The organism is Streptomyces sp. NPDC048111, from assembly GCF_043202815.1.
In the GTDB taxonomy this organism is placed as follows: Bacteria; Actinomycetota; Actinomycetes; order Streptomycetales; family Streptomycetaceae; genus Streptomyces.
In genome coordinates, this window is sequence record NZ_JBIDBD010000010.1 from 20,753 (window position 1) to 44,607 (window position 23,855).

At 74.3% G+C, this 23,855-nt stretch carries 15 protein-coding genes and 1 tRNA gene; 10 read left to right on the forward strand and 6 right to left on the reverse strand.

The annotated features are described in order from the left end of the window. The first annotated feature begins 25 nt into the window (after positions 1-25). Positions 26-2,647 carry an alpha/beta fold hydrolase gene (locus tag ACGF3I_RS18405; RefSeq protein WP_393133227.1) on the forward strand — a complete coding sequence of 874 codons (2,622 nt, stop codon included), beginning with the start codon at positions 26-28 and terminating at the stop codon, positions 2,645-2,647. Beyond that, entirely contained in the window at positions 2,644-3,513 is an 870-nt protein-coding gene (locus tag ACGF3I_RS18410; RefSeq protein WP_393133229.1) for an ABC transporter permease, read from the forward strand. The genes ACGF3I_RS18405 and ACGF3I_RS18410 overlap by 4 nt, the downstream gene beginning before the upstream one ends. Positions 3,514-3,765: 252 nt before the next feature. On the opposite strand, the gene ACGF3I_RS18415 is transcribed toward ACGF3I_RS18410, so the two are convergent. Continuing rightward, positions 3,766-5,040: an aminotransferase class I/II-fold pyridoxal phosphate-dependent enzyme gene (locus ACGF3I_RS18415; protein WP_393133231.1), complete on the reverse strand. Its 1,275-nt coding sequence runs from the start codon at positions 5,038-5,040 to the stop codon at positions 3,766-3,768. 144 nt (positions 5,041-5,184) lie between these two features. After that, positions 5,185-6,246, reverse strand: a complete 1,062-nt coding sequence (gene tsaD, locus ACGF3I_RS18420) for a tRNA (adenosine(37)-N6)-threonylcarbamoyltransferase complex transferase subunit TsaD (RefSeq protein WP_393133233.1) — start codon at positions 6,244-6,246, stop codon at positions 5,185-5,187. A gap of 224 nt (positions 6,247-6,470) precedes the next feature. On the opposite strand from tsaD, the gene ACGF3I_RS18425 reads away from it, so the two are divergent. Beyond that, positions 6,471-7,142 (forward strand): TetR/AcrR family transcriptional regulator, encoded by a 672-nt coding sequence (locus ACGF3I_RS18425; protein WP_393133235.1) that lies wholly within the window; start codon positions 6,471-6,473, stop codon positions 7,140-7,142. 50 nt (positions 7,143-7,192) lie between these two features. Here the strand turns inward: ACGF3I_RS18425 and ACGF3I_RS18430 are convergent. Next, a tRNA-Arg gene (locus tag ACGF3I_RS18430) sits at positions 7,193-7,265 on the reverse strand. Between the two features lie 365 nt (positions 7,266-7,630). Between ACGF3I_RS18430 and ACGF3I_RS18435 the strand changes: the two genes are divergently transcribed. The 7 genes from ACGF3I_RS18435 to ACGF3I_RS18465 all read left to right on the forward strand — a co-directional run bounded on the left by ACGF3I_RS18435 (position 7,631) and on the right by ACGF3I_RS18465 (position 16,549). Continuing rightward, on the forward strand, positions 7,631-9,235 hold the full coding sequence (locus ACGF3I_RS18435; protein WP_393133237.1) for a dynamin family protein: 1,605 nt from the start codon (positions 7,631-7,633) through the stop codon (positions 9,233-9,235). Next, positions 9,232-10,935, forward strand: a complete 1,704-nt coding sequence (locus tag ACGF3I_RS18440) for a GTPase (protein WP_393133239.1) — start codon at positions 9,232-9,234, stop codon at positions 10,933-10,935. Before ACGF3I_RS18435 ends, ACGF3I_RS18440 begins: the two co-directional genes overlap by 4 nt. Positions 10,936-11,193: 258 nt before the next feature. Then, the gene (locus ACGF3I_RS18445; protein WP_393133241.1) at positions 11,194-11,742 is read left to right on the forward strand and encodes a single-stranded DNA-binding protein; all 549 of its coding nucleotides are present in this window, start codon (positions 11,194-11,196) and stop codon (positions 11,740-11,742) included. Positions 11,743-12,046: 304 nt separating this feature from the next. Further along, entirely contained in the window at positions 12,047-13,465 is a 1,419-nt protein-coding gene (locus tag ACGF3I_RS18450; RefSeq protein WP_393133243.1) for a Cys-Gln thioester bond-forming surface protein, read from the forward strand. A gap of 271 nt (positions 13,466-13,736) precedes the next feature. After that, positions 13,737-15,401 carry an energy-dependent translational throttle protein EttA gene (ettA, locus tag ACGF3I_RS18455; RefSeq protein ID WP_393133245.1) on the forward strand — a complete coding sequence of 555 codons (1,665 nt, stop codon included), beginning with the start codon at positions 13,737-13,739 and terminating at the stop codon, positions 15,399-15,401. A 6-nt stretch (positions 15,402-15,407) separates the two neighbouring features. After that, positions 15,408-15,860, forward strand: coding sequence for an acyl-CoA thioesterase (locus ACGF3I_RS18460; RefSeq protein WP_393133247.1), 453 nt, complete (start codon positions 15,408-15,410; stop codon positions 15,858-15,860). Further along, positions 15,857-16,549: a hypothetical protein gene (locus ACGF3I_RS18465; RefSeq protein WP_393133249.1), complete on the forward strand. Its 693-nt coding sequence runs from the start codon at positions 15,857-15,859 to the stop codon at positions 16,547-16,549. Before ACGF3I_RS18460 ends, ACGF3I_RS18465 begins: the two co-directional genes overlap by 4 nt. A gap of 324 nt (positions 16,550-16,873) precedes the next feature. Here the strand turns inward: ACGF3I_RS18465 and ACGF3I_RS18470 are convergent, their stop codons facing one another. The 3 genes from ACGF3I_RS18470 to ACGF3I_RS18480 are packed head-to-tail and all read right to left on the reverse strand — an operon-like array spanning position 16,874 to position 23,761. After that, entirely contained in the window at positions 16,874-17,812 is a 939-nt protein-coding gene (locus ACGF3I_RS18470; protein ID WP_393133251.1) for an ABC transporter ATP-binding protein, read from the reverse strand. Then, a complete protein-coding gene (locus ACGF3I_RS18475) occupies positions 17,809-20,526 on the reverse strand; it encodes an FtsX-like permease family protein (RefSeq protein WP_393133253.1) in 2,718 nt (905 codons plus the stop codon). Before ACGF3I_RS18475 ends, ACGF3I_RS18470 begins: the two co-directional genes overlap by 4 nt. A 1-nt stretch (position 20,527) precedes the next feature. Then, the gene (locus ACGF3I_RS18480) at positions 20,528-23,761 is read right to left on the reverse strand and encodes an FtsX-like permease family protein (protein WP_393133255.1); all 3,234 of its coding nucleotides are present in this window, start codon (positions 23,759-23,761) and stop codon (positions 20,528-20,530) included. Positions 23,762-23,855: the final 94 nt, after the last annotated feature.

Genomic DNA, 23,855 nt, shown 5'->3' on the forward strand with positions numbered 1-23,855 from the left:
CGGTGCGGGCGCATACCGTTGGAGCATGGAGATCAGCATGCGCAGACGCCGATGGCGGGTGGCCGCGGGGGCGGCGGCCCTCGTCGCCCTGGCCGGGGCCGGCGTCTGGAGTGCCGCGGGCGCTTCGGGCGCCCCGGCCGTCCACCGCGAGGACCGGGTGCTCGACATGCCCGGCGCGAAGATCGACACCTCGTTCTTCACGGCGGGCGGCGCCGGTGGCAAGCGGCCCGCCGTGCTGATCGGGCACGGCTTCGGCGGCAGCAAGGACGAGGTCTCCGGCCAGGCCGAGCAGCTCGCGCGCGAGGGGTACGCGGTCCTGACCTGGTCCGCGCGCGGCTTCGGCCGGTCCACCGGGCAGATCGGGCTCAACGACCCGGACTTCGAGGTCAAGGACGTCTCGCGGCTCATCGACTGGCTCGCCCGGCGCCCCGAGGTGCGGCTCGACGGCGCGGGCGACCCGCGCGTGGGCGTGACCGGAGTGTCCTACGGCGGCGCGATCTCGCTGCTCGCCGCGGGTTACGACCGGCGCGTCGACGCGATCGCCCCGGAGATGACCTACTGGAACCTGTCGGACGTCTTCTTCCCCGACGGCGTCTACAAGAAGCTCTGGGCCGGGATCTTCGTCTCCACCGCGGGCGGCTGCCAGAAGTTCGAGCCGGAGATCTGCGCCCTGTACAACCGTGTGGCGAGCGCGGGCCGGCCCGACCAGGAGGCCGAGAAGCTCCTGGAGGCGCGGAGCCCGTCCGCCGTGGGATCCAGGATCAAGGTGCCCGCGCTGATCATGCAGGGCCAGACCGACTCGCTGTTCCCGCTCGGCCAGGCCGACGCCATGGCCAGGGCGGTCAAGGCCAACGGCGCGCCCGTCGCCGTCGACTGGATCGCCGGCGGCCACGACGGCGGCGACCGCGAGACCGGCCGCACCCGGGCCCGCGTCACCCAGTGGTTCGACCGCTACCTCAAGGGCGACAAGAGCGCCGACACCGGCCCCGCCTTCCGCGTCACCCGCACCGGAGGCCTCAACTCCACCGATGGATCGGCCCAGTTGAGGGGCGCGTCCGACGACACCTACCCGGGCCTCGCCGCCGGGCCGCACACCGTCGCGCTCACCGGCCGCGAGCAGCGCTTCGACAACCCGCCCGGCGGCGCGCCGCCCGCCATCTCGGCGGTGCCCGGCCTCGGCGCCGGCCTGTCGGGCCTGTCGTCGCTCGGCGTCGGCGTCTCCCTCGACTTCCCCGGCCAGTACGCCCGGTTCGACTCGGCGCGTCTGACCACCGGCCTCCACATCACCGGCTCGCCCACCGTCCGCCTCAAGGTGACGTCGAGCGGGGACAGCGCGGTGATCTTCGGGAAGGTGTACGACGTCGGCCCCGACGGCAAGCAGCAGGTGCTGCCGTCCCAGCTCGTCGCGCCCCTGCGGGTCGACGGCGCCAAGAACGGCAGGAGCGTCGAACTGACGCTGCCCGCCGTGGACCACGCCGTCGAGCCGGGCCACCGGCTGCGCCTCGTGGTCGCCGCGACCGACCTCGGCTTCGCCTCGCCGGCCGCGCCCGCCACGTACACCGTCGCGCTCGACGGCGGCGGCCTGAGCGTGCCGACCGTGCCGGCCGCGCGGACGGCCTCGGCGGGCCTGCCCTGGTGGGTGTGGGGGCTGCCGCTCGGCGGCGCCCTCATCGGCGGGGCGCTCCTGATCACCCGGCGCACCCACACCCCCACGCCCGACCCGGAGCTGGCCCAAGTGCCGCTCCAGATCGCCGACTTGACGAAGAAGTACGCACGGGCCGGTGACCGGTACGCGGTGCGCGAGCTGTCCTTCCGGGTCGAGCGGGGCCAGGTGCTCGGCCTGCTCGGGCCCAACGGCGCGGGCAAGACCACCACCCTGCGCATGCTGATGGGCCTGATCAGGCCCGACGGCGGCGAGATCCGGGTGTTCGGCCACGCGATCAGGCCCGGCTCGCCCGTGCTGTCCCGGGTCGGCGCGTTCGTCGAGGGCGCGGGCTTCCTGCCGCACCTCTCGGGCCGCGAGAACCTGGAGCTGTACTGGAAGGCGACCGGCCGCCCCGCCGGCGACTCCCGCATTGGGGAGGCGCTGGAGATCGCGGGCCTCGGCGACGCCGTCCAGCGCGCGGTCCGCACCTACTCGCAGGGCATGCGCCAGCGCCTCGCCATCGCCCAGGCCATGCTCGGCATGCCGGACCTGCTGATCCTGGACGAACCGACCAACGGGCTCGACCCGCCCCAGATCCGCGAGATGCGGGACGTGATGATCCGGTACGCCGAGGGCGGGCGCACCGTGATCGTCTCCAGCCACCTCCTCTCCGAGGTGGAGCAGTCCTGCACGCACCTGGTGGTGATGGACCGCGGACGGCTCGTCCAGGCCGGTCCGGTCGCCGAGATCACGGGTTCGGGCGACACCCTGCTCGTCACGACCGAGGGGCGGCCCGGCGAGGCCGTCGTCGACAAGGTTGCGGCCCTGCCCGGCATCGGCTCGGCACTGCGCACCGACGAGGGCCTCCTGGTCCGGCTCGACGGGGCGACCGCCACCGAGCTCATCGCCGAACTCCTGCGGCTGGACGTCCAGGTGACCGGGGTGGGCCCGCACCGCCGCCTGGAGGACGCCTTCCTCACCCTGATCGGAGGTTCCGCGTGAGCGCGGTGACACAGTCCCCGGCCGACGCGACGGCCCCGGGCTACCGGGCCCGGCGCACCCTGCCGCTGCGCGTGGAGGCCGCCCGGCAGTTCAAGCGCCGGCGCACGCTCGTGATGGGCGCGGTGCTCGGCGCGCTGCCGTTCATCCTGATCGCCGCGTTCGCCATCGGCGGCAGCCCGAGCAGCCGCAACGGCCGCATCACGCTGATGGACACGGCGACCGCCTCCGGCGCCAACTTCGCCGCCACCTGCCTGTTCGTGTCGGCGGGCTTCCTGCTCGTGGTGCCCGTCGCGCTGTTCTGCGGCGACACCGTGGCCTCCGAGGCGAGCTGGTCCTCGCTGCGCTATCTGCTCGCGGCGCCGGTGCCACGGGCCCGGCTGCTGTGGTCGAAGCTCGCGGTGGCGCTCGGGTTCAGCGCGGCGGCGATCGTGCTGCTGCCGGTGGTGGCGCTCGCGGCGGGTACCGCGGCCTACGGCTGGGGCCCGCTGCGGATCCCGACCGGCGGGTCGCTCGGCGCGGGCGAGGCACTGCCCCGCATCGCCGTCGCGGTGGCCTTCGTCTTCGTGTCCCAACTGGTCACCGCGGCGCTGGCGTTCTGGCTCTCCACGCGGACCGACGCACCGCTCGGCGCGGTCGGCGGCGCGGTCGGCCTGACCATCGTCGGCAACGTCCTGGACGCGGTGACGGCGCTCGGCCACTGGCGGGACTTCCTGCCCGCGCACTGGCAGTTCGCCTGGGCCGACGCGCTCCAGCCGCACCTGGAGTGGGGCGGCATGCTGAAGGGCTCGGCGGTCTCGGTGGCGTACGCGCTCGTCCTGTTCGCCCTGGCCTTCCGCGGGTTCGCCCGCAAGGACATCGTGTCCTAGGGAGTGTCTTCAAAGTGGCGTAGTCCGCCCGAAGGGCGGGGTCGGCGGGGTCTGGTGCGTGCGATCGCAAGGCGGAGGAGGGAGTCGACGCGATGGGGGTCCCTCCTGTTCGAGCGGAGCCGAGACCTCGGGGGAGTCGGCGACCGACGACAACGCCGCGAGCGTGCGTGCCAGACCCCGCCGACCAGACGGGACTTTGAAGACACGACCTAGGGCCCGGACCGCGAGGTCCGGGCTCCCGGCCGGGCGGCGTCAGGCCGCCAGCAGCTTCTCGTAGCCGACGAGCCGCACACAGGCGGTCAGGCCGAGGATCGCCTGCTCCAGCTCCGCGAGGCCCGGGTAGCTGGGCGCGATGCGGATGGTGGCGTCCTTCGGGTCGCTGCCGTAGGGGTGGGTGGCGCCGGCCGGGGTCAGCACGACACCGGCCGCGCCGGCCCGCGCCACGACCTCCTTCGCGCAGCCCTCGGGCACTTCGAGGGTGACGAAGTAGCCGCCCTTGGGCACGGTCCAGCTCGCCAGGCCCGTACCGCCGAGCTCGCTCTCCAGGATGCGCTGCACGGTCTCGAACTTCGGCTGGAGCAGGGCGCGCTGGAGCTCCATGTGGGCCCGCACCCCGTCCGCGTCCTTGAGGAACAGGACGTGGCGCAGCTGGTTGACCTTGTCCGGGCCGATCGAGCGCTTGGAGTTGTTGGCGAGCAGCCACTGCACGTTGGCGGGCGAGGCGCCGAAGAAGGCGACGCCCGCGCCGGCGGCGGTGATCTTCGAGGTGGAGCCGAAGACGAACGCGCGGTCCGGGTGGCCGGCGCCCGCGCACGCGCCGAGCAGGTCCGCGATCTCCACGGGCTCGTCGGTGAGGTGGTGGGCGGCGTAGGCGTTGTCCCAGAAGATCCGGAAGTCCGGGGCGGCGGTCTCCATGCGGGCGAGCCGCAGCACCGTCTCGTCGCTGTAGCTGACGCCGCTCGGGTTGCTGTACTTCGGCACGCACCAGATGCCCTTGATGCCCGCGTCCTCGGCGACCAGGCGCTCCACCACGTCCATGTCCGGGCCCGCGTCGGACATCGGGACCGGGATCATCTCGATGCCGAACCGCTCGCACAGCGCGAAGTGCCGGTCGTAGCCGGGCACCGGGCACAGGAAGGCCAGGCGCTCCTGGTCCACCCAGTGGGAGTCGGCGCCCGGCACCACGCTGAGCATCGCGTGCACCAGGCAGTCGTGCATGAGCTCCAGGCTGGAGTTGCCCGCGGCGAGCAGCTGCCCGGCCGGCACCTGGAGCACCTCGGCGAATATCTCGCGCAGCTCGGCGAGGCCCTGGAGGCCGCCGTAGTTGCGCACGTCGGTGCCGTCCGCGGAGGTGTGGCGGGCGCCGCCGGGCAGGCTGAGCAGCTCCTCGGAGAGGTCGAGCTGTTCGGGCGCGGGCTTGCCCCGGGTGAGGTCGAGCCTGAGGCCGCGGGCCGCGAGGGCCTCGTAGTCCTGCCGGGCCTGGTCGAGCAGCCCGGCGAGGGCGTCGGAGCTCAGCTCGGTGGTCATGGTGTGTCCTCTCGCGGGGCCGCGCGTGCGGGGGAGTGCAGGGGGTGGGTGCGCCTGGTCGAGCTTACAAACAGCGCCCTGAGCACCGGACGACCGCCTGCCCCGGGAGGCCCGGGGCACCCTTCCGCGTTCTGGTGGGCTTCCTCACGCCGCGCGGGCGGCGCGGGCGAGCGGGTGCAGGGCCGCGTACTCCAGCGGGGCGGACGGGTCGATCGAGACGTCGAGCGGAGCGGGCTCGGCGCCCGCCCGGACCAGCAGGTCGCCGACCGCCGCGATCATCGCGCCGTTGTCGGTGCACAGCCCGAGCGGCGGTACGCGCAGGGTGATTCCGGCCTGCGCGCAGCGCTGTTCGGCCAGCGCCCGCACCCGCGAGTTCGCGGCGACCCCGCCCACCACGACCAGGGTCTCGACGCCGTGCGCCCGGCAGGCCGCCACCGCCTTGCGGGTCAGCACGTCGGCGACGGCCTCCTGGAGCGCGGCCGAGCCGTCGGCCACGGGCAGCGGGCCGCCGGCGTGCCGCTCGGCCCAGCGGGCGGCGGCGGTCTTGAGCCCGGAGAAGGAGAAGGCGTACGGGTCGTCGCGCGGGCCGGTCAGCGGCCGCGGGAAGGCCACCGCGCCCGCGTCCCCGCCCCGGGCCGCCCGGTCGATGGCGGGGCCGCCGGGGTAGGGCAGGCCGAAGACCCGGGCGACCTTGTCGAAGCACTCGCCGGCCGCGTCGTCCAGGGTGTCGCCGAGGTGGACGATCGGGTCCCGGGCCAGGTCCCGTACGAGCAGGAGCGAGGTGTGCCCGCCGGAGACGATCAGCACCACGCAGGGGTCGGGCAGCGGGCCGTGTTCCAGGGTGTCGGCGGCCACGTGCCCGGCCAGGTGGTGCACCCCGTACAGCGGTACGTCCAGGGCGTACGCCAGGCTCTTCGCGCCGGCGAGCCCCACCTGGAGGGCGCCGGAGAGCCCGGGCCCCGTCGTCACGGCCACCGCCCCGATGTCGCTCCTGCTCAACCCGGCCTGTTCCAGGGCCCGTTGGACGACCGGGGTGAAGGAGTGGACGTGGGCCCGGGCGGCGATCTCGGGCACGACCCCGCCGTAGCGCGCGTGCTCGTCCATGCTCGACGCCACCGCGTGGCCGAGCAGGCGCCCGTCCCGGACGAGGCCGGCCCCCGTCTCGTCGCAGGACGACTCGATCCCGAGCACCACGGGTCGCTCCATGCGGAGCACCTCCTTCTGCCTGTCATGCGTTATTGCACATGGTTCGCAAGAAGGATACGGCGCGGCGCGTGCCGTGGGCTCCGCCCGGGCGGCGCTGAGGGGCGCTCCGGAGAGGCGGCCGCCGGCGGGACGGCGCCGGCCTGTGGCTGCCGGCGGGGCGGGGCCGGCCTGTGGCCGCCGGCGGGGCGGGGCCGGGGGCGTCCGGTTGTGTAGGGTCGGCGCTCATGCCCCCGCCGGAGTCCCCGACCGAACGCCAGCCACTGCGGCGCGATGCCCAGCGCAACCGGGACCTGCTGGTCGCGGCGGCGCGGGAACTCTTCGCCGAGCAGGGTCTGAACGTCCCGCTGGACGAGATCGCCAAGCGCGCCGGGGTGGGCAACGCGACCCTGTACCGGCGCTTCCCGGCCCGGGGCGACCTGGTGGAGGCGGTCTTCCGCGCGGACCTGACGGCGGTGATGGCCTCGGGGGACGAGGCCCGCCGCGCCGAGGACGCGTGGGGCGCGCTCACCGCGTACCTGGAGGGCGTCTGCGCGCTGCTGGCCCGGGACCGGGGAGTGGGCGACCTGATGACGACCGGCATCCGGGGCGTCCCGACCCTGGACGCGATCCACGTCCACAACCACACGACCCTGAGCGAGCTGATGCGCCGCGCCGCGGCGGACGGCGAGCTGCGCACGGACGTGGTGCCGGAGGACCTCCTGTTCGCCCTGAGCGCGCTCGGCGCGTCCCTGCCCGCGGTCGAAGCGGTCCGCCCCGGCTCCTGGCGCCGCCCCCTGGCCCTCCTCCTGGACGGCTTCCGGGCCACGGCGCAACGCCCCCTGCCGGCCCGCGCCCTGACGCCCCAGGAGACGGAACGGGTGTACCGGGAGCTCGGCGGGGCACCCCCGATGGTGTGAGCAGCAAAAAGGCCCTCCCGAAGGAGGGCCGAGCGCCCGGTTGGGCTGGGCGCCCCCGGCAGGACTCGAACCTGCGGCCAAGCGCTTAGAAGGCGCCTGCTCTATCCACTGAGCTACGGGGGCCGGATGGGGCCTCGGTGGCCTGGAGCCCCGAGCGGGCAGGGGTTCGGGTCCGGGACGGGTCCCGGGCCGGTGGCCTTGCCGGGGACAAGGATAGGGCTCCTGTCACCTCGTCCCGGTTGCTTCACCTGCGTGGCACGATGTGGAGGTTCGGTGAAGCGAACCGATAATCGCAGGCGGGTGCGAATCACGCAGCGCTTTTGACGCTCATGGCGCAGGGTGTTGTGCACTCGTTATGCCTGCGTCCCACTCGTCCCGTGTGCCCCAAGTGTCCGTTCGGCGCGTCTCGGTGGGCTATGGACGCGCGCGGCGGCGCCCATACGCTTCAAAAAGCCGCCAAAATTGGGCATTCTTCGCATGTGGTGACCATGGACGTACGGCCTCAGCTCATCGACGCACTCTCCGCCCTGCGCGACAGTGTCGCCGCCGTGCGTCTCCCACTGCCCCTGCCGGGTGCGCCACGCGCCCGGCAGACGCGCAGTGAGCTGCTCGCACAACTCGACGACTATCTGCTGCCCCGGCTCAGAGATCCCGACGCCCCGCTCCTCGCCGTCATCGGCGGCTCCACGGGCGCGGGCAAGTCCACACTCGTCAACTCCCTTGTGGGGCGCCGGGTCAGTGAGGCCGGCGTGCTGCGGCCCACCACGCGCACCCCCGTCCTCGTGTGCCACCCGGACGACCGGGAGTGGTTCGCGGGACCGAGGGTGCTGCCCGAACTCACCCGCGTATGGCTGCCGCAGCAGCACGAGGACATCGAGGACGACGCCCTGCCGGGGGCCGGCCACGACGGCTCCGTACGCGTCGAGACCACCACCGCGCTGCCGCGCGGCCTCGCCCTGCTCGACGCGCCGGACATCGACTCCCTGGTCGTCGGCAACCGCATCCTGGCCGCCGAACTGATCTGCGCCGCCGACATCTGGGTCATGGTCACCACCGCCTCCCGGTACGCCGACGCGGTGCCCTGGCACCTGCTGCGTACGGCCAAGGAGTACGACGCCACGCTGGTCACCGTCCTGGACCGGGTGCCGCACCAGGTGCTCGCCGAAGTGTCGCGGCAGTACGGCGCGTTGCTCACCCGGGCCGGACTCGGCGAGGTGCCCCGCTTCACCGTGCCCGAACTGCCCGAGTCCGCCGGGGCCTCGCACGGGCTGCTGCCCTCCACCGCTGTCGCCGCGCTGCGCACCTGGCTCACCCACCGCAGCCAGGACCCGGCCGCCCGTCAGCAGGCCGTGGCCCGTACCGCGTCCGGCGCGATCGAGTCGCTCAACGCGCGGATGCCGGAGCTGGCCTCGGCCGTCGCGGCCCAGTACGCCGCCGCCGTGCGCCTCACCGGAGCCGTCGAGGACGCGTACGCCAAGGAGGGCGAGCGGGTCCGGCGCCGGCTGCGGGCCGGTGAGGTGCTCGCCGGGGACGCGCTCACCCGCTGGCGCGCCCACCCCGCCGGCGCCACCTCCGGCGAGGTGCTCGACGCGCTCGTGGACAGCCTCGCCGAACTGCTGCGCTGCGCGGCCGCCGCCGCCGACGAGCGCGTCAGGGAGGCGTGGGCGCGCGAGCCGGCGGCGGGGCGGTTCGCCGGCGAGGTCCGCCACGAGGACCCGGAGGACCGCATCGGGCTCGCCGTGCGGCGCTGGCGGCGGGTGCTCGAAGAGCTCGCCGAGGACGAGGTGCGCGAGATGGAACGCTCGCTCGCCCCCGACCCGGAGACCGTGGCCGCGCTGCTGGCCGCCGCGCTGCTCGGCGGGCGCCGGGCCCGCCGTGCGGGCGAGCGGCTCGCCGAGCGCATCGGCGCCCATGGCGCCCTGCGCCTGCGCGACAAGGGCGGCGAGCTCGTCACCGCGTACATCGACCAGGTGCTCGGCGCCGAACGCGAACGGCGGCTCGCGCCGCTGGACGCCCTTGAGGTACGGCCCGAACCGCAGGCGGGGCTGATCGCCGCCCTGTCCGTAGTGCAGAAGGAGAGGAAGGCCGCATGACGCAGGAGGCCGAGGACCGCTGGGCCGACGGGCTGATCGCGCGGCGCGCCGCCGAGCCCGGCGAGACCACACCCACCGGGGAGGACGAGCAGGCGCAGGACGCCGCGTTCGAGCCCATCGGCGGCCCGTACGTCGGCGCGGTGCGCGGGCGCCTCGACGCGCTGCGCGAACTGGTGGGCCTCTCCCGCACCCGGCTCGACGCCCAGGCGCTCGCCGAGGCCGGGCGGGTGCTGGACGAGGCGTCGGCGCGCCAGCGCCTGTCCGCGCGGCACACTGTCGTCGCCGTCGCGGGCGCCACCGGGAGCGGCAAGTCCACCCTCTTCAACGCCCTTGCCAGAAGCCCCATTTCGGACACCGGACTGCGCCGCCCGACCACCGGCGCCCCCATCGCGTGCAGCTGGACCGACGGCGCCGCGGGGCTGCTCGACCGGCTCGGCATCCCCGGCCGGCTGCGCCGCCGCCCGCTCGACAGCGCGGGCGGCGACCTGGAGGGACTGGTCCTGGTCGACCTCCCCGACCTGGACTCGGCGGTCGTCTCGCACCGCAGGGCCGCCGACCGGGTGCTCGCCCTGGTCGACGCCATCGTGTGGGTCGTGGACCCGGAGAAGTACGCCGACGCGGTGCTCCACGAGCGCTATCTGCGCCCCATGGCCGGCCACGCCGAGGTGAGCTTCGTGGTGCTCAACCAGGTGGACCGGCTGCCCGGCGAGGCCGCCGACCAGGTGCTCGACGACCTGCGGCGGCTGCTCGACGAGGACGGCATGGCGCTCGGCGAACACGGCGAGCCGGGTGCGTCGGTGCACGCCGTGTCCGCGCTGACCGGCCGGGGCGTGGCCGAACTGCGCGAGCAGCTCGGCCGGTTCGTCCAGGAGCGCGGCGCCGCCGCCCGCCGTCTGGCCGCCGACGTGGACGCCGCCGCCGCCGAACTGCGCCCGCTGTACGTGGCGGACGGCAGGGCCGGGCTCGGCGAACGGGCCCGCAAGGACTTCGCGGACCGGCTCGCCGCCGCGGTCGGCGCGTCCGCCGCGGGCGAGGCGGCCGAGCGCGAGTGGCGGCGGAGCGCCCAGCACGCCTGCGGCACGCCGTGGTTGCGCCTGTGGCGCTGGTACGACCGGATCCGGGTGCCCGCGTCACAGCGGCCGCGCTCAGGCGCTCCGGCCGACGAGCAGATCACCGCACGCCAGCGGGTCGAACAGGCGGTGCGCACGGTCGCCGACGAGGCGGCCGCGGGCCTGCCCGTGCCCTGGGCGCAGGCCGTGCGCGAGGCCGCGGTGCGCGGGGCGGAGGGGCTTCCCGAGGCGCTGGACGAGCTGGCGGTGCGGGAGGAGCTGGAACGCGGCACCTCGCCCCGGCCCCCGTGGTGGCCCGCGGCGGTGCTGGCCCAGATGGTCATGACGGGTGTTCAGGTCGTGGGCGGGCTCTGGCTGCTCGGCCAGATCCTCGGGGTGCTCACGCCCGGCCTGATCGTGCCCGCGCTCGTGATGCTGGGCGGCATCGTGGGCGGCCCGCTGATCGAGTGGGCGTGCTCGGTGGCCGCGCGGGGCCCCGGGCGGCGCTACGGGCAGGAGGCCGAGCGCAGACTCCGGGAGGCGGCGGCGGCCTGCGGCCGGGCCAAGGTGCTCGACCCGGTGGCGGCCGAGCTGCTGCGGTACCGGGAGGTGCGCGAGCAGTACGCGGCGGTGGCGGGGGCGCCCGGGTGAGGCGGATCCTTTTGGACGGGTGAGGCGGGTCCCGCCCGCAGGGGTGAGGCGGGTCCTCCCGTACGGGTGAGCGGGTTTTCCACAGGCCGGGGTCGGTCCACAGGCTCCGGCACGAACTCCCCGTCCGGTCCAGCATGGAGATCGACAGCGCAAGGGTTCGATCGACGGCTGGACCGGGCGGGGCTTTTCTGTGCGGCGCCGCCCCGGCGCGGACGCGTTCGGGCCCACGGGTTTGACCGGGCACGGGGGTTGAGGGCAGTGAACGAGACGATGGTGACGCTGGTCGGCAATGTGGCGACGCAGGTCGACTGGCGGGAGACGGCGACGGGCGGGGTGGCCCGGTTCCGGCTTGCGGTGACCGCGCGCCGCTTCGACCGCGAGAAACAGTCCTGGGTGGACGGAGCGACGAGCTTCTACACGGTGTGGGCGTCCAGGACGCTCGGCATGAATCTGACCGGCTCGGTGGCGATCGGCGAACCCGTCGTGGTGCACGGCCGGTTGAAGGTCCGGGACGAGGAACGCGCGGACGGGCCGCGCCGGTTCTCGGCGGACGTGGACGCGGTGGCGATCGGGCACGACATGTCGCGCGGGACCACGGCGTTCCGGCGGGTGTTCAAGGGCGAGGCGGCCCCGGCCGTCCCCGCCGTCCCCGCCGTCCCCGCCGCCCCCGTCGCTCCGGCCGCTCAGGCCGAGCGGGCTGGGCGACACGAGACACGGGGCGGTTCGGCAGTGGTATGGGAATCGGCCATTCCCGCGGCCGAAAAACCGGCCCCGACGGGCGTTGGGGCGGGGGCACTTGAGGGGTGATGGGGCGGGAGGGGAGTGGGCAGGAGAGGAGGGCGGGGTCCGGCCGGAGCGCGGACGGTGCCCCTTAACTCCCCTTCTGTCCCGGGGATTTGTCGACAAGCTCAGCTGGCACACGTGTTCCGGGATAACGATTGCGAATCGGAATGGTTATCTGATGTCATCCCTGCGGATCGCCGACTTCCGTATCCCTAGGATTCCCGCGTACTCACGGGGCACTTGAGTCTGCCGGCGAGGCACTTCCCCCACGCGCACCTCTCGTGCACGCGCACCACATGCGAAAGAGCCTCGCCCGAAGGGGAATTCTGTGTTTTCAGCCGTTCACGGGCCTTCCGCCCGCAAGCGGGGTGCACTGCGCCTCGCCACTGCCGCAGCCGTCTCGGGACTCGTCGCGGCCGGTGCCATAGCCGGCGCGGGTGCGGCCTTCGCTGACACGCCGGACCAGCAGGGTCAGGGCGGGGCCACCGCCACCATCCAGGGCCTTGAGCCCGGCTCGTTCGCCGACGCGACCATCATCGGCAAGCACGGCAAGGAGAAGGACGTCTCCGCCGGGCTGTTCCGCATGAACGTGGACGGCGGCGGCACGCTGCGCACGTACTGCATCGACATCCACAACCCGACGCAGAGCGACGCCAAGTACCGCGAGACGCCGTGGAGCGGCACCTCGCTGGCGAACAACAAGGACGCCGGCAAGATCCGCTGGATCCTGGAGAACTCCTACCCGCAGAAGAACGACCTCGGCCAGCTGGCCGCGGCCGCGGGCATCAAGGGCAAGCTCAACAACGCCGAGGCCGCCGCGGCCACCCAGGCCGCCATCTGGCACTACTCGGACGGCGCGACGGTCAAGGTCAAGAACGACATCGGTGAGAAGCTCGCCGAGTGGCTGATCAGCAACGCGAAGGTCGTCGAGGAGCCCAAGGCCTCCCTGACCCTCGACAACGCCTCGGTCGCGGGCAAGTCCGGCTCGAAGCTCGGCCCGGTCACCGTGCACACCAACGGCGACAAGGTCGCGGTCACCCCGTCCGAGGAGCTCAAGGCCGCGGGCGTGAAGGTGGTCGACAAGGCGGGCAAGGTCGTGACCTCCGCCGCCAACAACAGCCAGCTGTTCTTCGACGTCCCGGCGGGCGCCCAGCCCGGCGCCGGCGCGGTGCGCCTGTCGACCACCACGCAGGTGCCGGTCGGCCGCGCCTTCGCCAGCGACTCCAAGAGCCAGACGCAGATCCTGGCCGGCTCCAGCGACTCGACGGTCAACGCCCAGGCCAAGGTCACGTGGGCCAAGCAGGGTGCCATCCCGGCCGTGACGGTCAAGAAGGACTGCGCCAAGGGCGGCGTGGACATCACCGTCACCAACAAGGGTGACGAGGCCTACCCGGTGACCGTCGGCGGCAAGACCCTCGGGTCCGTCAAGCCGGGCGAGACCAAGACCGTCCTGTTCCCGGTCGCCGAGGACGAGAAGTACGACTTCACCATCGCGGGTCAGCACTTCTCCGGCACCCTCGACTGCAAGACCACCGGCACCGCCACGCCCACCCCGTCCTCGAAGCCCAGCCCGGCCACGGCCGGCGGCAGCTCGACGTCCGGGAACACCGGCGGCACCGGCACCAACCTGGCCGAGACCGGCAGCTCCAGCGCCACCCCGATGATCGCCGGTGCGGCGGTCGTCCTGGTGCTGCTCGGCGGCGGCGCGGTGTTCTTCCTCCGCAAGAAGCGGACCGCGGGTCACTGAGCGAAAGCCCCACGACCCGGAGCTGACCCGGTGACCACCACCCGGTGACCACCGAGCGGCCCCCGACGGCCCCGGTACGCGACGCGTACCGGGGCCGTCGTCGTGCCCCCGAAGCCGGGCCGTCACTCACGGGCGGTGACGGCCCGGCCACCGAAAGCCCCGCAGAACGCCCAGCTCGTGGGCCCCACCCCTTACCCGTTTCCCCCGGGGGGTAGCCGTCAGGCAAGATGGGGTGTATCTGCCCACCCATCGATCTGCCGGACGGTTTCTCTTGGCTGAGTTCATCTACACCATGCGCAAGACGCGCAAGGCGCACGGCGACAAGGTGATCCTTGATGACGTCACCCTGAACTTCCTTCCCGGCGCGAAGATCGGTGTGGTCGGCCCGAACGGTGCCGGTAAGTCCACCGTTCTCAAGATCATGGCGGGCCTTGAGCAGCCCTCCAACGGCGACGCCTTCCTGTCGCCCGGGTTCAGCGTCGGCATCCTCATGCAGGAGCCCCAGCTCGACGAGTCCAAGACCGTCCTGCAGAACGTCCAGGACGGCGCCGCCGAGCTCATGGGCAAGCTGACGCGCTTCAACGAGGTCGCCGAGCTGATGGCGACCGACTACTCGGACGCGCTCATGGAGGAGATGGGCAAGCTCCAGGAGGACCTGGACCACGCCAACGCGTGGGACCTGGACGCCCAGCTGGAGCAGGCCATGGACGCGCTGGGCTGCCCGCCCGGCGACTGGCCCGTCACCAACCTCTCCGGTGGCGAGAAGCGCCGCGTCGCGCTCTGCAAGCTGCTCATCGAGGCCCCGGACCTGCTCCTCCTCGACGAGCCCACCAACCACCTCGACGCCGAGTCGGTGAACTGGCTGGAGCAGCACCTCTCGAAGTACTCCGGCGCCGTCGTCGCGGTCACCCACGACCGGTACTTCCTGAACAACGTCGCCGAGTGGATCCTCGAACTCGACCGCGGCCGGGCCATCCCCTATGAGGGCAACTACTCGACCTACCTGGACAAGAAGGCCACGCGCCTCAAGGTCGAGGGCAAGAAGGACGAGAAGCGCGCCAAGCGGCTCAAGGAAGAGCTGGAGTGGGTGCGGTCCAACGCCAAGGGGCGCCAGACCAAGTCCAAGGCGCGTCTGGCCCGCTACGAGGAGATGGCCGCCGAAGCCGACAAGATGCGGAAGCTGGACTTCGAGGAGATCCAGATCCCGCCGGGCCCGCGTCTGGGCTCCATCGTCGTCGAGGTCAACAACCTCTCGAAGGCCTTCGGCGACAAGGTCCTCATCGACGACCTGAGCTTCACGCTGCCGCGCAACGGCATCGTCGGCGTCATCGGCCCCAACGGTGCCGGCAAGACCACGCTGTTCAAGATGATCCAGGGCCTGGAGACGCCGGACAACGGCTCCATCAAGGTCGGCGACACCGTCAAGATCAGCTACGTGGACCAGAGCCGCGCCAACATCGACCCCAAGAAGACGCTGTGGGCCGTCGTCTCGGACGAGCTGGACTACATCAACGTCGGCCAGGTCGAGATGCCGTCCCGCGCCTACGTCTCGGCGTTCGGCTTCAAGGGTCCGGACCAGCAGAAGCCCGCGGGCGTGCTGTCCGGCGGTGAGCGCAACCGTCTGAACCTGGCGCTGACGCTCAAGGAGGGCGGCAACCTGCTGCTCCTCGACGAGCCCACCAACGACCTGGACGTCGAGACGCTGTCCTCGCTGGAGAACGCGCTCCTGGAGTTCCCCGGTGCCGCCGTCGTGATCTCCCACGACCGCTGGTTCCTGGACCGGGTGGCCACCCACATCCTCGCCTACGAGGGCGAGTCCAAGTGGTACTGGTTCGAGGGCAACTTCGAGTCGTACGAGAAGAACAAGGTCGAGCGCCTCGGTGCGGACGCGGCCCGTCCGCACCGCGCCACGTACAAGAAGCTCACCCGGGGCTGATCGTCAGTGAGCCGTCACATCTACCGCTGCCCGCTGCGCTGGTCGGACATGGATGCCTTCGGGCACGTCAACAACGTGGTCTTCGTCCGCTACCTGGAGGAAGCCCGCATCGACTTCATGTTCCGTCTGGAGCCGGGCGACGGGTCGCCGTCCTTCCAGGGCGGGTCCGTCGTGGCCCGCCACGAGATCGACTACAAGCGGCCCCTGGTGCACCGGCACGAGCCGGTCATCATCGAGTCGTGGGTGACGAAGATCGGGGCGGCATCCCTGACCATCTCGTACGAGATCAAGGAGCCCGGCGACGGCGGGCTCGTCTACGTCACGGCGTCCACCGTCGTCGTGCCCTACGACCTGGCGGAGGGGCGGCCGCGGCGGATCACCGCCGAGGAGAAGTCCTTCCTCAGGGAGTACCTGGACGACGGCTCCCGTACCGGCGGGCAGGAGCGCGCCGCGGCATGAGCGCCGTGCTCCGTTTCGACGACGCCAGGGAGGCGGCGGACCTCGCCGCCTTCCTCGGTCGTCTGATCCATTACGACCGGGCCGCCGCGGTCCGCCTCCAGGCGGGTGGCGGCGCGCTCGCCGTCTTCGGCAGGCCGCCGTCCTTCGAGGTGCTGGCGATCCGCACGGCGCGGCTCAGCGACGACGCGCTCGTCCTGGACGTGACGGTCTCCGCCGGTGAACTCCTCGAATCCCTCGACGAGTCCGCCTCCCGCGCGTCCGTCCCGGGCGCCGTCACCGGGCCGCCCTGGGCCGGAGTGCTGCCGCCGCGCGGCGGCTGGCAGCCGGTGACGGGGCTGCCCGAGCCCGAGCGGATGCGGGGCGCGGTCGCGGCCGCCGTCGCCGAATTCCGTTCCCGGGACGAGGCGTTGCCCGAGGAGGCGCGTACCCGCGCCGAGCGCGAGCGGATCGGACGCGAGATCTGGTCGCGCACGCTCGGCTCCACCGAACTGCCGCTGCGGGCCGTGCACGCGGCGCAGTCGCTCGGCTTCCTGCGCCCGGTGCGCGCCCTCGCCGCCGCGGGGGGTCCCTCCGGGGTCGAGCAGGTGGGGCTGTTCGTCTCCGGGCCCTGGTTGCGGCTGCGCACCCCGTACGGATCCATCGCGCTCCGCCGAGCAGGCCTGGGCACCCTGACCGTCACCCCGACCTGACCGCCCCGGCGCCGCAGCCGAACGACCTGATCGCCCCCCAGGGGCGCGGGGAACTGCGCGAGCAACCACGTCCGATCCGCAGCCGAACGACTTGACCGCCCCCCCCAGGGGCGCGAGGAACTGCGCGAGTGACCCAGCACGGTCTGCGGACCAAGGCCCCCGGGCCGGGGTGGTTCGCTTCCGCGTGCGGGTGGTCGGCCGCGGCCCGTGGAGGGCTGGTCGCGCGGTTCCCCGCGCCCCTGACGGGGCCCGCCGTGCCCAGCGCCGGTAAGCCCCCGGCGCCGGGGTTCCAGGCCCCCTGAACTCCGGCCCCCCGCAAGGGAGTTACTGCTGGTCCGGCCAGATTTGGATGTGGTCCGGTTCCAGTTCCAGCGCCACCCGGTGCTCCATGTTCAGGGCGCGGGTGTACTCCGCGGGCAACTGGAGGCGGCCCGCGCGGTCGAGCATCGCGTACTCGCGGGCCACCAGGGACTCCTCGCCCGTCGCCGCGTCCACCTGGGTGCGGCGCAGGACCTCCGTCGAGGTGCGGCCGTCGCGGATGGCCACCGTGCGGCGGACCTCGCCCGCCACCGCCTGGTCGTGGGTGACGATCACGATCGTCGTGCCCAGCTCCTCGTTGGCCCGGCGGAACGCGGCGAAGATCTGCTCGCCCGTCGCCGAGTCCAGCTCGCCCGTCGGCTCGTCGGCGAGCAGGACCGAGGGGCCGTTGGCGAGGGCCACCGCGATCGCGACGCGCTGCTGCTCGCCGCCCGACATCTGGTGCGGTCTGCGGTCACGGCAGTGCGCGACCTCCAGGAGCGCCAGCAGCTCGTCCGCCCGTTCGGCCTTCTTCCTGCGCGGCTGCCTGCTGCCCAACTGCATGGGCAGCGCCACGTTCTGAGCTGCCGTCAGATACGGCAGCAGGTTGCGGGCGGTCTGCTGCCACACGAAGCCCACCACGTCGCGGCGGTAGCCGAGCCTGGCCCGCGCGTCCATCGCGAGCAGGTCGCGCCCCGCCACCCGGGCCGCCCCGGCGGTCGGCACGTCGAGGCCCGCCAGGATGTTCATCAGCGTCGACTTGCCGCTGCCCGACGCGCCCACCAGAGCCATCAACTCGCCCTCGGCGACCAGGAGATCGAGACCCTGCAGGGCCTGCACCTCCACGCCGTCGGTGGTGAAGACGCGGACCAGGCGGTCGCAGGCGATCAGCGCGTCGTGGCCGTAGGCCGGCCGCTCGCGGTGGGCCGTGGCCCGGCGCTCCAGGTCTTCGAGCGATGTGGTCATCGAGCGTCTCCTGCCCTGAGTTCGGTGATGGTTCCGCGCCGGACGCTCCACCAGGCCTGGGCCGCGGCCACACCGGCCGCGAGCAGCACCACGCACCCGGCGGGCAGCCACAGCGACGCCGGATCCGTGCGCAGGGGGGAGTCGACCGGCGCGAGCCCGGCGGTGGTGGCGAGGGCCAGGCCCGCGAGGTCGATGCCCGGCGCGAGCAGCGCGATCGAGGCCCAGCCGGTGAGCGCCCCGCCCACCGCCGCGAGGACGGCCTGCGGCAGGGCCTCCAGGACGAGCAGGGCCCGGCTCTGGCGGCGGGTCAGGCCCATGGTGCGCAGCCGGGCCAGCAGCGCGGAGCGTTCGGGTGCGCCGCGCAGCAGCGAGAGGACCAGGGCGAGCACGGCGAGGCCCGCTCCGGCGGCGACGGCCGCGGCGTAGATGTGCCCGGCGCCGGTCTGCAACGGCGAGCCGGCGTACTCCTGCCGGGCCTCGGACCGCAGCCGTACGCCCGCGTGACCGCTCTGCGCGGTCGTACGCAGCGCCTTCGCGTCGATGGAGGCCCCGCCGAGGAGCAGCGTCGTCGGGTCCTTCGCGCCGAGGCCCGCCAGGTCCACCAGGATGTAGTCGCTCTGCGGCACGGCGGCCGAGCCGTCCTGGGTGGCGATGACCCGTACCGTCACGTCGTAGCCCGCCACTCGCAGCCCGACCGGGCCCCTGCCCAGGCGCTGGGCGACGGAGGGGGAGGCGATGGCGGGCAGTACGGCCTTGCCGGGGGCGCCCGGCGGCGCGGTGAGCCGGGCGGCGTCGATGCCGAGCGCGGTGCCGGCGGTCAGCCGGGCGTAGGAGGCGGGGTCGACGCCCGCGACGGTGGCACGGTCGCCGCCGGGCAGCGGCACCGAGTACTCGATGTGGACCGGGGAGACGCCGTGGACGCCGGGCACCCGGGCCACCCGGGCGGCCAGGTCGCCGGGCAGGGCGAGATCGCTGTCCACCCGGGCGTCGGTCCCCGTGGCGTACAGCGCGGCCCGGTCGCGCGCGTCGTCGGAGCCGGCCAGGACCGAGCCGCCGAACGCGGCCGTGGTCAGCGCCGTGAGCAGGGCGAGCAGGGGCAGCACCCCGCCGTCCGAGGCGCGCCCGGCGCGGGCCAGGGACAGGAAGCCGACCGTGCCGCGCAGCCGGGCGGCGGGCCGGGCCGCCCAGCGCAGCGGCAGCGGGTGCAGCCGGATCAGGACGAACGCCGCGATCACCCCGATCAGCACCGGGGCGGCGCTGACGAGCGAGTCGGCGGAGGCGCCCGAGGTGCCGCGGCGGCGCAGCGCGAACACCGCGCCCGCCGCGAGCACGAGCAGGGTCAGTTCGGCCACCGTGCGACGCGCGGAGGGCTTCTGCCGCACCAGATCGGTGCGTTCGGCCGCCGAACGGACCGTGCGGTGGGTGAGCGCCGCCCGCACCGGCAGGGCCAGGCAGGCGAGTGCGGCGACGGCGCAGGCCGCCGCGAGGGCGGGCAGGAAGCGGCCCTGGGGCACCGCCAGCACGGCGAGCAGCAGACCGAGGCCCGCGGCCGGGACCACCACGACCGCGCACTCGCCGAGCAACCGCCCGGCGATCTGGCGGAGCGAGCCGCCGCGGGCCCGCAGCAGGGCGAGTTCGGCGGCGCGCCGGGACGCCGCGAGCCCGCCCGCCATGAGCAGCACCACGGCGGCGACCGTCGCGGTGCCGAAGCCCGCGACCGCCACCACGGGGCTGATCGAGTCGCGCACCGTCCGGTACGACAGGAGCACGCGGTCGAGCTCGGTGTAGACGTCGGCGGACGCCGCGAAGAGGATCCGCATCCGCGAGAGCGCGGGACCGCTCTGCAAGGACGCGACCGCGGACGTGAGACCGTCGAACTGACGGGCACTCAGATCGCCTGTGTCGGGCGCCAGTTGGACGTACATCTCGGGCTTGCCGGTGGTCGCGAGCAGGGCCGGCGCGGCGCCCGGGGCGAGCAGCACACCGCCGTGCCAGTACTTCGGCGCGTCGGGGTCCTTGCTCGCGGGCAGCAGCTGCGGGGTGCGCAGGACCGGAAGGACCGCCCAGTAGCCGCTCTCCGGGAGCAGGGGTTCCACCACGCCGGTCACCCGCACCGCCAGCGGCGGACGGCCGAGCGCGTCCACGTGCAGGACGGAACCGGCCGTGATGTTCAGGGTCTTGGCGGTGGCGGTGGTGACGGCGGCCTCCGCCTCGGCCGACGTCTGGTCGGCCCGCCCGGCGGGCAGCCGGCCCGACACCAGACGCGCGTGCGCGGCCAGGTCCGAGGGGGTCGCCACGGTGAACCGCGGCGGCAGCCGGAAGGGCCGGGCCAGATAGGGCTCGTCGGACGTGAGCTTCTGGGTGGTGCGCAGCCCGTACACGGACTGTGCGGGGTCGCTGGTGAGCGGGCGCGGCAGGGCGCCGACCACCGTGTCGAAGCGGCGCTTCATCGCCTGCGGGGAGACCAGCGGGGCCCGCTGTGCGTCGGGCAGGGCGAGGCCGGGCGCTCCGGCGCTGAGCTGCACGGCGGTGCGGCCCGGCGCGGCGGTCGACACCGTGCGGCGCAGCCCCTCGTCCTCGTACGCGTCGACGCCCCGCGGGTAGGCGGCGGCCAGCCACGCGGTCACCAGGACCAGCAGGGCGAGGGCGGCCGCGGCGCCCGGCGCCGTCCGCAGCCGGGTGCGCACCCAGGGTGCGACTGCCGTGCCGGTCATGTCAGTTGCCCCCCTGGGTGCGGAGTGTGGCGGCGGGATCGGTGCGGCGCAGGGCGATCGCCGCGACGATCAGGACCGGCACCGCGGCGACCCCCGCGAGCAGCAGCGCCACCCGCGCGCCCGGCAGGTCCACCAGGACGGGGGGCACCGGCTGGGCGGCCTGGTCGGTCAGCACGATCAGCGGGACCACCGCCCGGGTCAGCACTTCGCCGAGGGCGAGCCCCGCGACGAGCGCGATCCCGATCAGGACGCCCTGCTCGGCGGCGATCAGCCGGGCCAGCTGGCGGCGCGGGGCGCCCAGCGCGCGCAGCACGCCGAACTCCTGGCCGCGCTCGCGCAGCGACCCGGTCGCGCTCACCGAGAAACCGACCGCCGCGAGCGCCGCCGCCACCAGGGAGGCGGCGGCCAGCGCGGACTGCGGGCCCGCGCCCAGCGGGTCGTCGCTCAGCTCGCGGGCGATCTCGGCGCGGGAGACGACCTGGGCGGGGTCGGTGTCGGCGCGGTTCTTCAGGACGGCGGTGGCCTCGTCCGAGCGGCCCGGCTCGGTGCTGAGCCACCACTCGGTGGCGGGCAGGCCGTTGCCCGCGTCCTGGAGCACGCGGTTGACGGCCCGCAGGTCCAGCAGCAGGCCTCCGCCGTCGGTGGCCGAGGCGCCCGTGACCGTACCGCCGGCGTCGACGGAGCCGCTGCCGGTGGTGGGCAGCCGCGTGACCCGGCCGGCGATGCGGACCTTGACGCTCTGTCCGCCGACCGGCACGTCGATGACCGCGCCGACCTTGCTGCCGCTCGATGCGAGGAACCGGTCGTCGGCGACGGCGGTCGGAGCGGGCGGGGCCGGGCGGGGCGCGGTGAGCTTGACGGTGCGGATCACCGACGACGTGCCCGTCTCCCAGTTCGTCTCGCCGGGTGCGTCCGCGCTGTCCGCCCTCCAGCGGCCGGCCGGCGGCACGGCGACGGCGCTCTGCCGGCCGCCGGGGCCCGTGGCGCGCAGCGCGTCGACCACCACGGCCTGCCGTTCGGCCGGGCCCTCCGGCAGGGTGCGCACCACGTCGAGGCCGGTCAGGAGCAGGGGCCCGGCGGGCCGGCCGATCGGGGCGCCCGCGGCGGCGGACAGGTCGAGGTCCAGGGTGTGGGGCAGGCCGTCCGACGCCAACTCGCCCAGGCCGAACCGGTACTGCGTACCGAAGCGGTCCTCCAGGGCGAGCGTCACCGTGCCGGGCGGCCCGCCCGGGGCGCCGCCGGTCAGCCGCAGCGTGAGGCCGAGGCGCTCGGTGTCGAGGGGCAGCGCCGTGCCGGCCGGGGCGTTCTGCTCCGGCGTGAGCAGGTCGAGCAGGTGGCGGCCGGTGCGGTCCGCGAGGTCCTCGCGGAGCAGGAAGCCGTCGGCGTGCCGGGTGTCGAGCGCGAGCACGGTGCCCGAGCGCCCGGCGCTCAGCGACATCGTGCCGCGGGCGGCGGGGGCGACCGAGCGGACGCCCGGGACCGCGTCGTAGGAACCGGCCTGCCCGAGCGGGCTCGTGGTGGAGCCGAGGACGCGGATGTCGGTGCCCGCGCGGAAGTCGGCCTGGTCGCTCTGCGAACGGTTCCAGGACGCGGACTGGCCGAGGGTGAGCAGACCCATCGCGACCGCGAGGACCAGCAGCAGCACCGGGCCCGCCCCGCGCAGCGGCCGGCGGCTGAACTGCCAGCCGGCGAGCGCCGTCGCAAGGCCGCGCCCGCCGGCCGCCCGTCGTTCGGCGAGCCGTGCGGCGGGCGGCAGCAGGCGCAGGACGAGAACGGTCCCGGCGAGCAGGGCCAGCGCCGGGGCCGCCACGAGCAGCGGGTCGATGCCGAGGGCGCCCGAGGCGTCGGTGTTGACGGCGCCGGTGCCCGAGGTCTGCCGGTCCAGCTGCCAGTAGGCGACGCCCGCGATCACCAGGAGGCCGATGTCGGCGCCCGCGCGCACCGGCGCGGGCAGTGCGCCCTCCCGGCCGCCGCGCCGCAGCGGGCCCGCCGCCAGGGCGGGCGCCACCACCGCGGCGGCGCAGCCGAGCGCCACCAGGACGGCGACCAGGCAGACCGGGAGCGTGAGCGAGGTGTCCAGGTGCAGCCCGGACCGCGACAGCGCGCCCTGTCCGGCGAGCAGCCGGGTCAACGGACCGGCGAGCAGCGGCGCGATCAGCGCGGCGGGCACGGCGAGGAGCAGTGCCTCGGCGGCGGCGAGCAGGGTGATCTGGCGCCGGGATCCGCCCCGGGCGCGCAGGAGTTCGGTCTCCCCGGCCCGCTCGCTGCTGAGCAGCCGGGCGACCAGCAGCAGTGCGTATCCGGCGAGCAGCACCAGTTGGAGCGCCACGATCAGGAGCGTGGAGCGCGAGACGAGCAGGGAGCGTTCGGCCCGCTCCAGGATCTCGGGCAGCGAGGTGACCGCGGTGGCGTTGCCCCCGAACACCGGTTGCTTGACGAGGGACTTGGGGCCTTCGCTCGCGCTCCTGCGCAGCGCGTCCATCCGGCCGGTGTCGATCCCCGAGAAGTCGGCGCCGGCGAGCCAGGCGCTCCGGCCCGCGCTGACCCGGCCGCCGGCGAGCACCGCGTCGTCGGTGAGCAGGGGGCCGTAGGTGGTGAAGTCGAGCTTGTGGGTGCCCCGGCCGCCGAGGTCGTCGAGCCGCCAGTACGCGTCGGACACGTCGGCCGCCCGGTAGACGCCGGTGATGCGGACGGTCAGGCCCGGCCCGCCGAGGCGGTCGGCGAGCGCGAGCGTGGCGCCGGGACGCAGGTGCAGCAGGGTGGCCGCGGACTCGGGCAGGGCCGCCTGGATCTCGGAGCCGGGCGCCGCGGCGGGGGCGGCGGGCCAGGCGCCCGCCGTCAGGCGGACCCGGGAGCGGTCGAGCGCGGCGAACAGGGTGAGGTCGGGGTCGCCGCCGCGGGCGTCGGGCGACTGCAGGGAGCGCGGCAGGGCGTACGGGCCGGACTGGCTCAACTCCCGCAGGGTGAAGGGGAGTTGGTCGAAGGTGGCGCGGGCCGCTGCGCGCACCGCCGCGACCGCCTCCGGCCGCTGGGCCGGCTTGATCGATGCCTTGACGGTGAGGGCGGCGGGCGCGGCGGAGCGGGTGGCCAGGGTGTGGCGCAGCGCCGCGTCGGAGACCGACCCGGAGAACGCGGTCAGCGCGGCCAGCACCGAGGTGGTGAGCAGCACGGCGAGCAGCGCCGCCAGGAGCAGCAGGCGGTGCGCACGCACGCGCAGAAAGACGAACCCCGGCACACGGCCCCCCTCGGCTTTTCAGCCATCCCCCCCGAAATGTGTCCAGATGCTTTCAGGTGGTGTGGTGCCGTGGAAACCGCTTGCCAACCGTTCT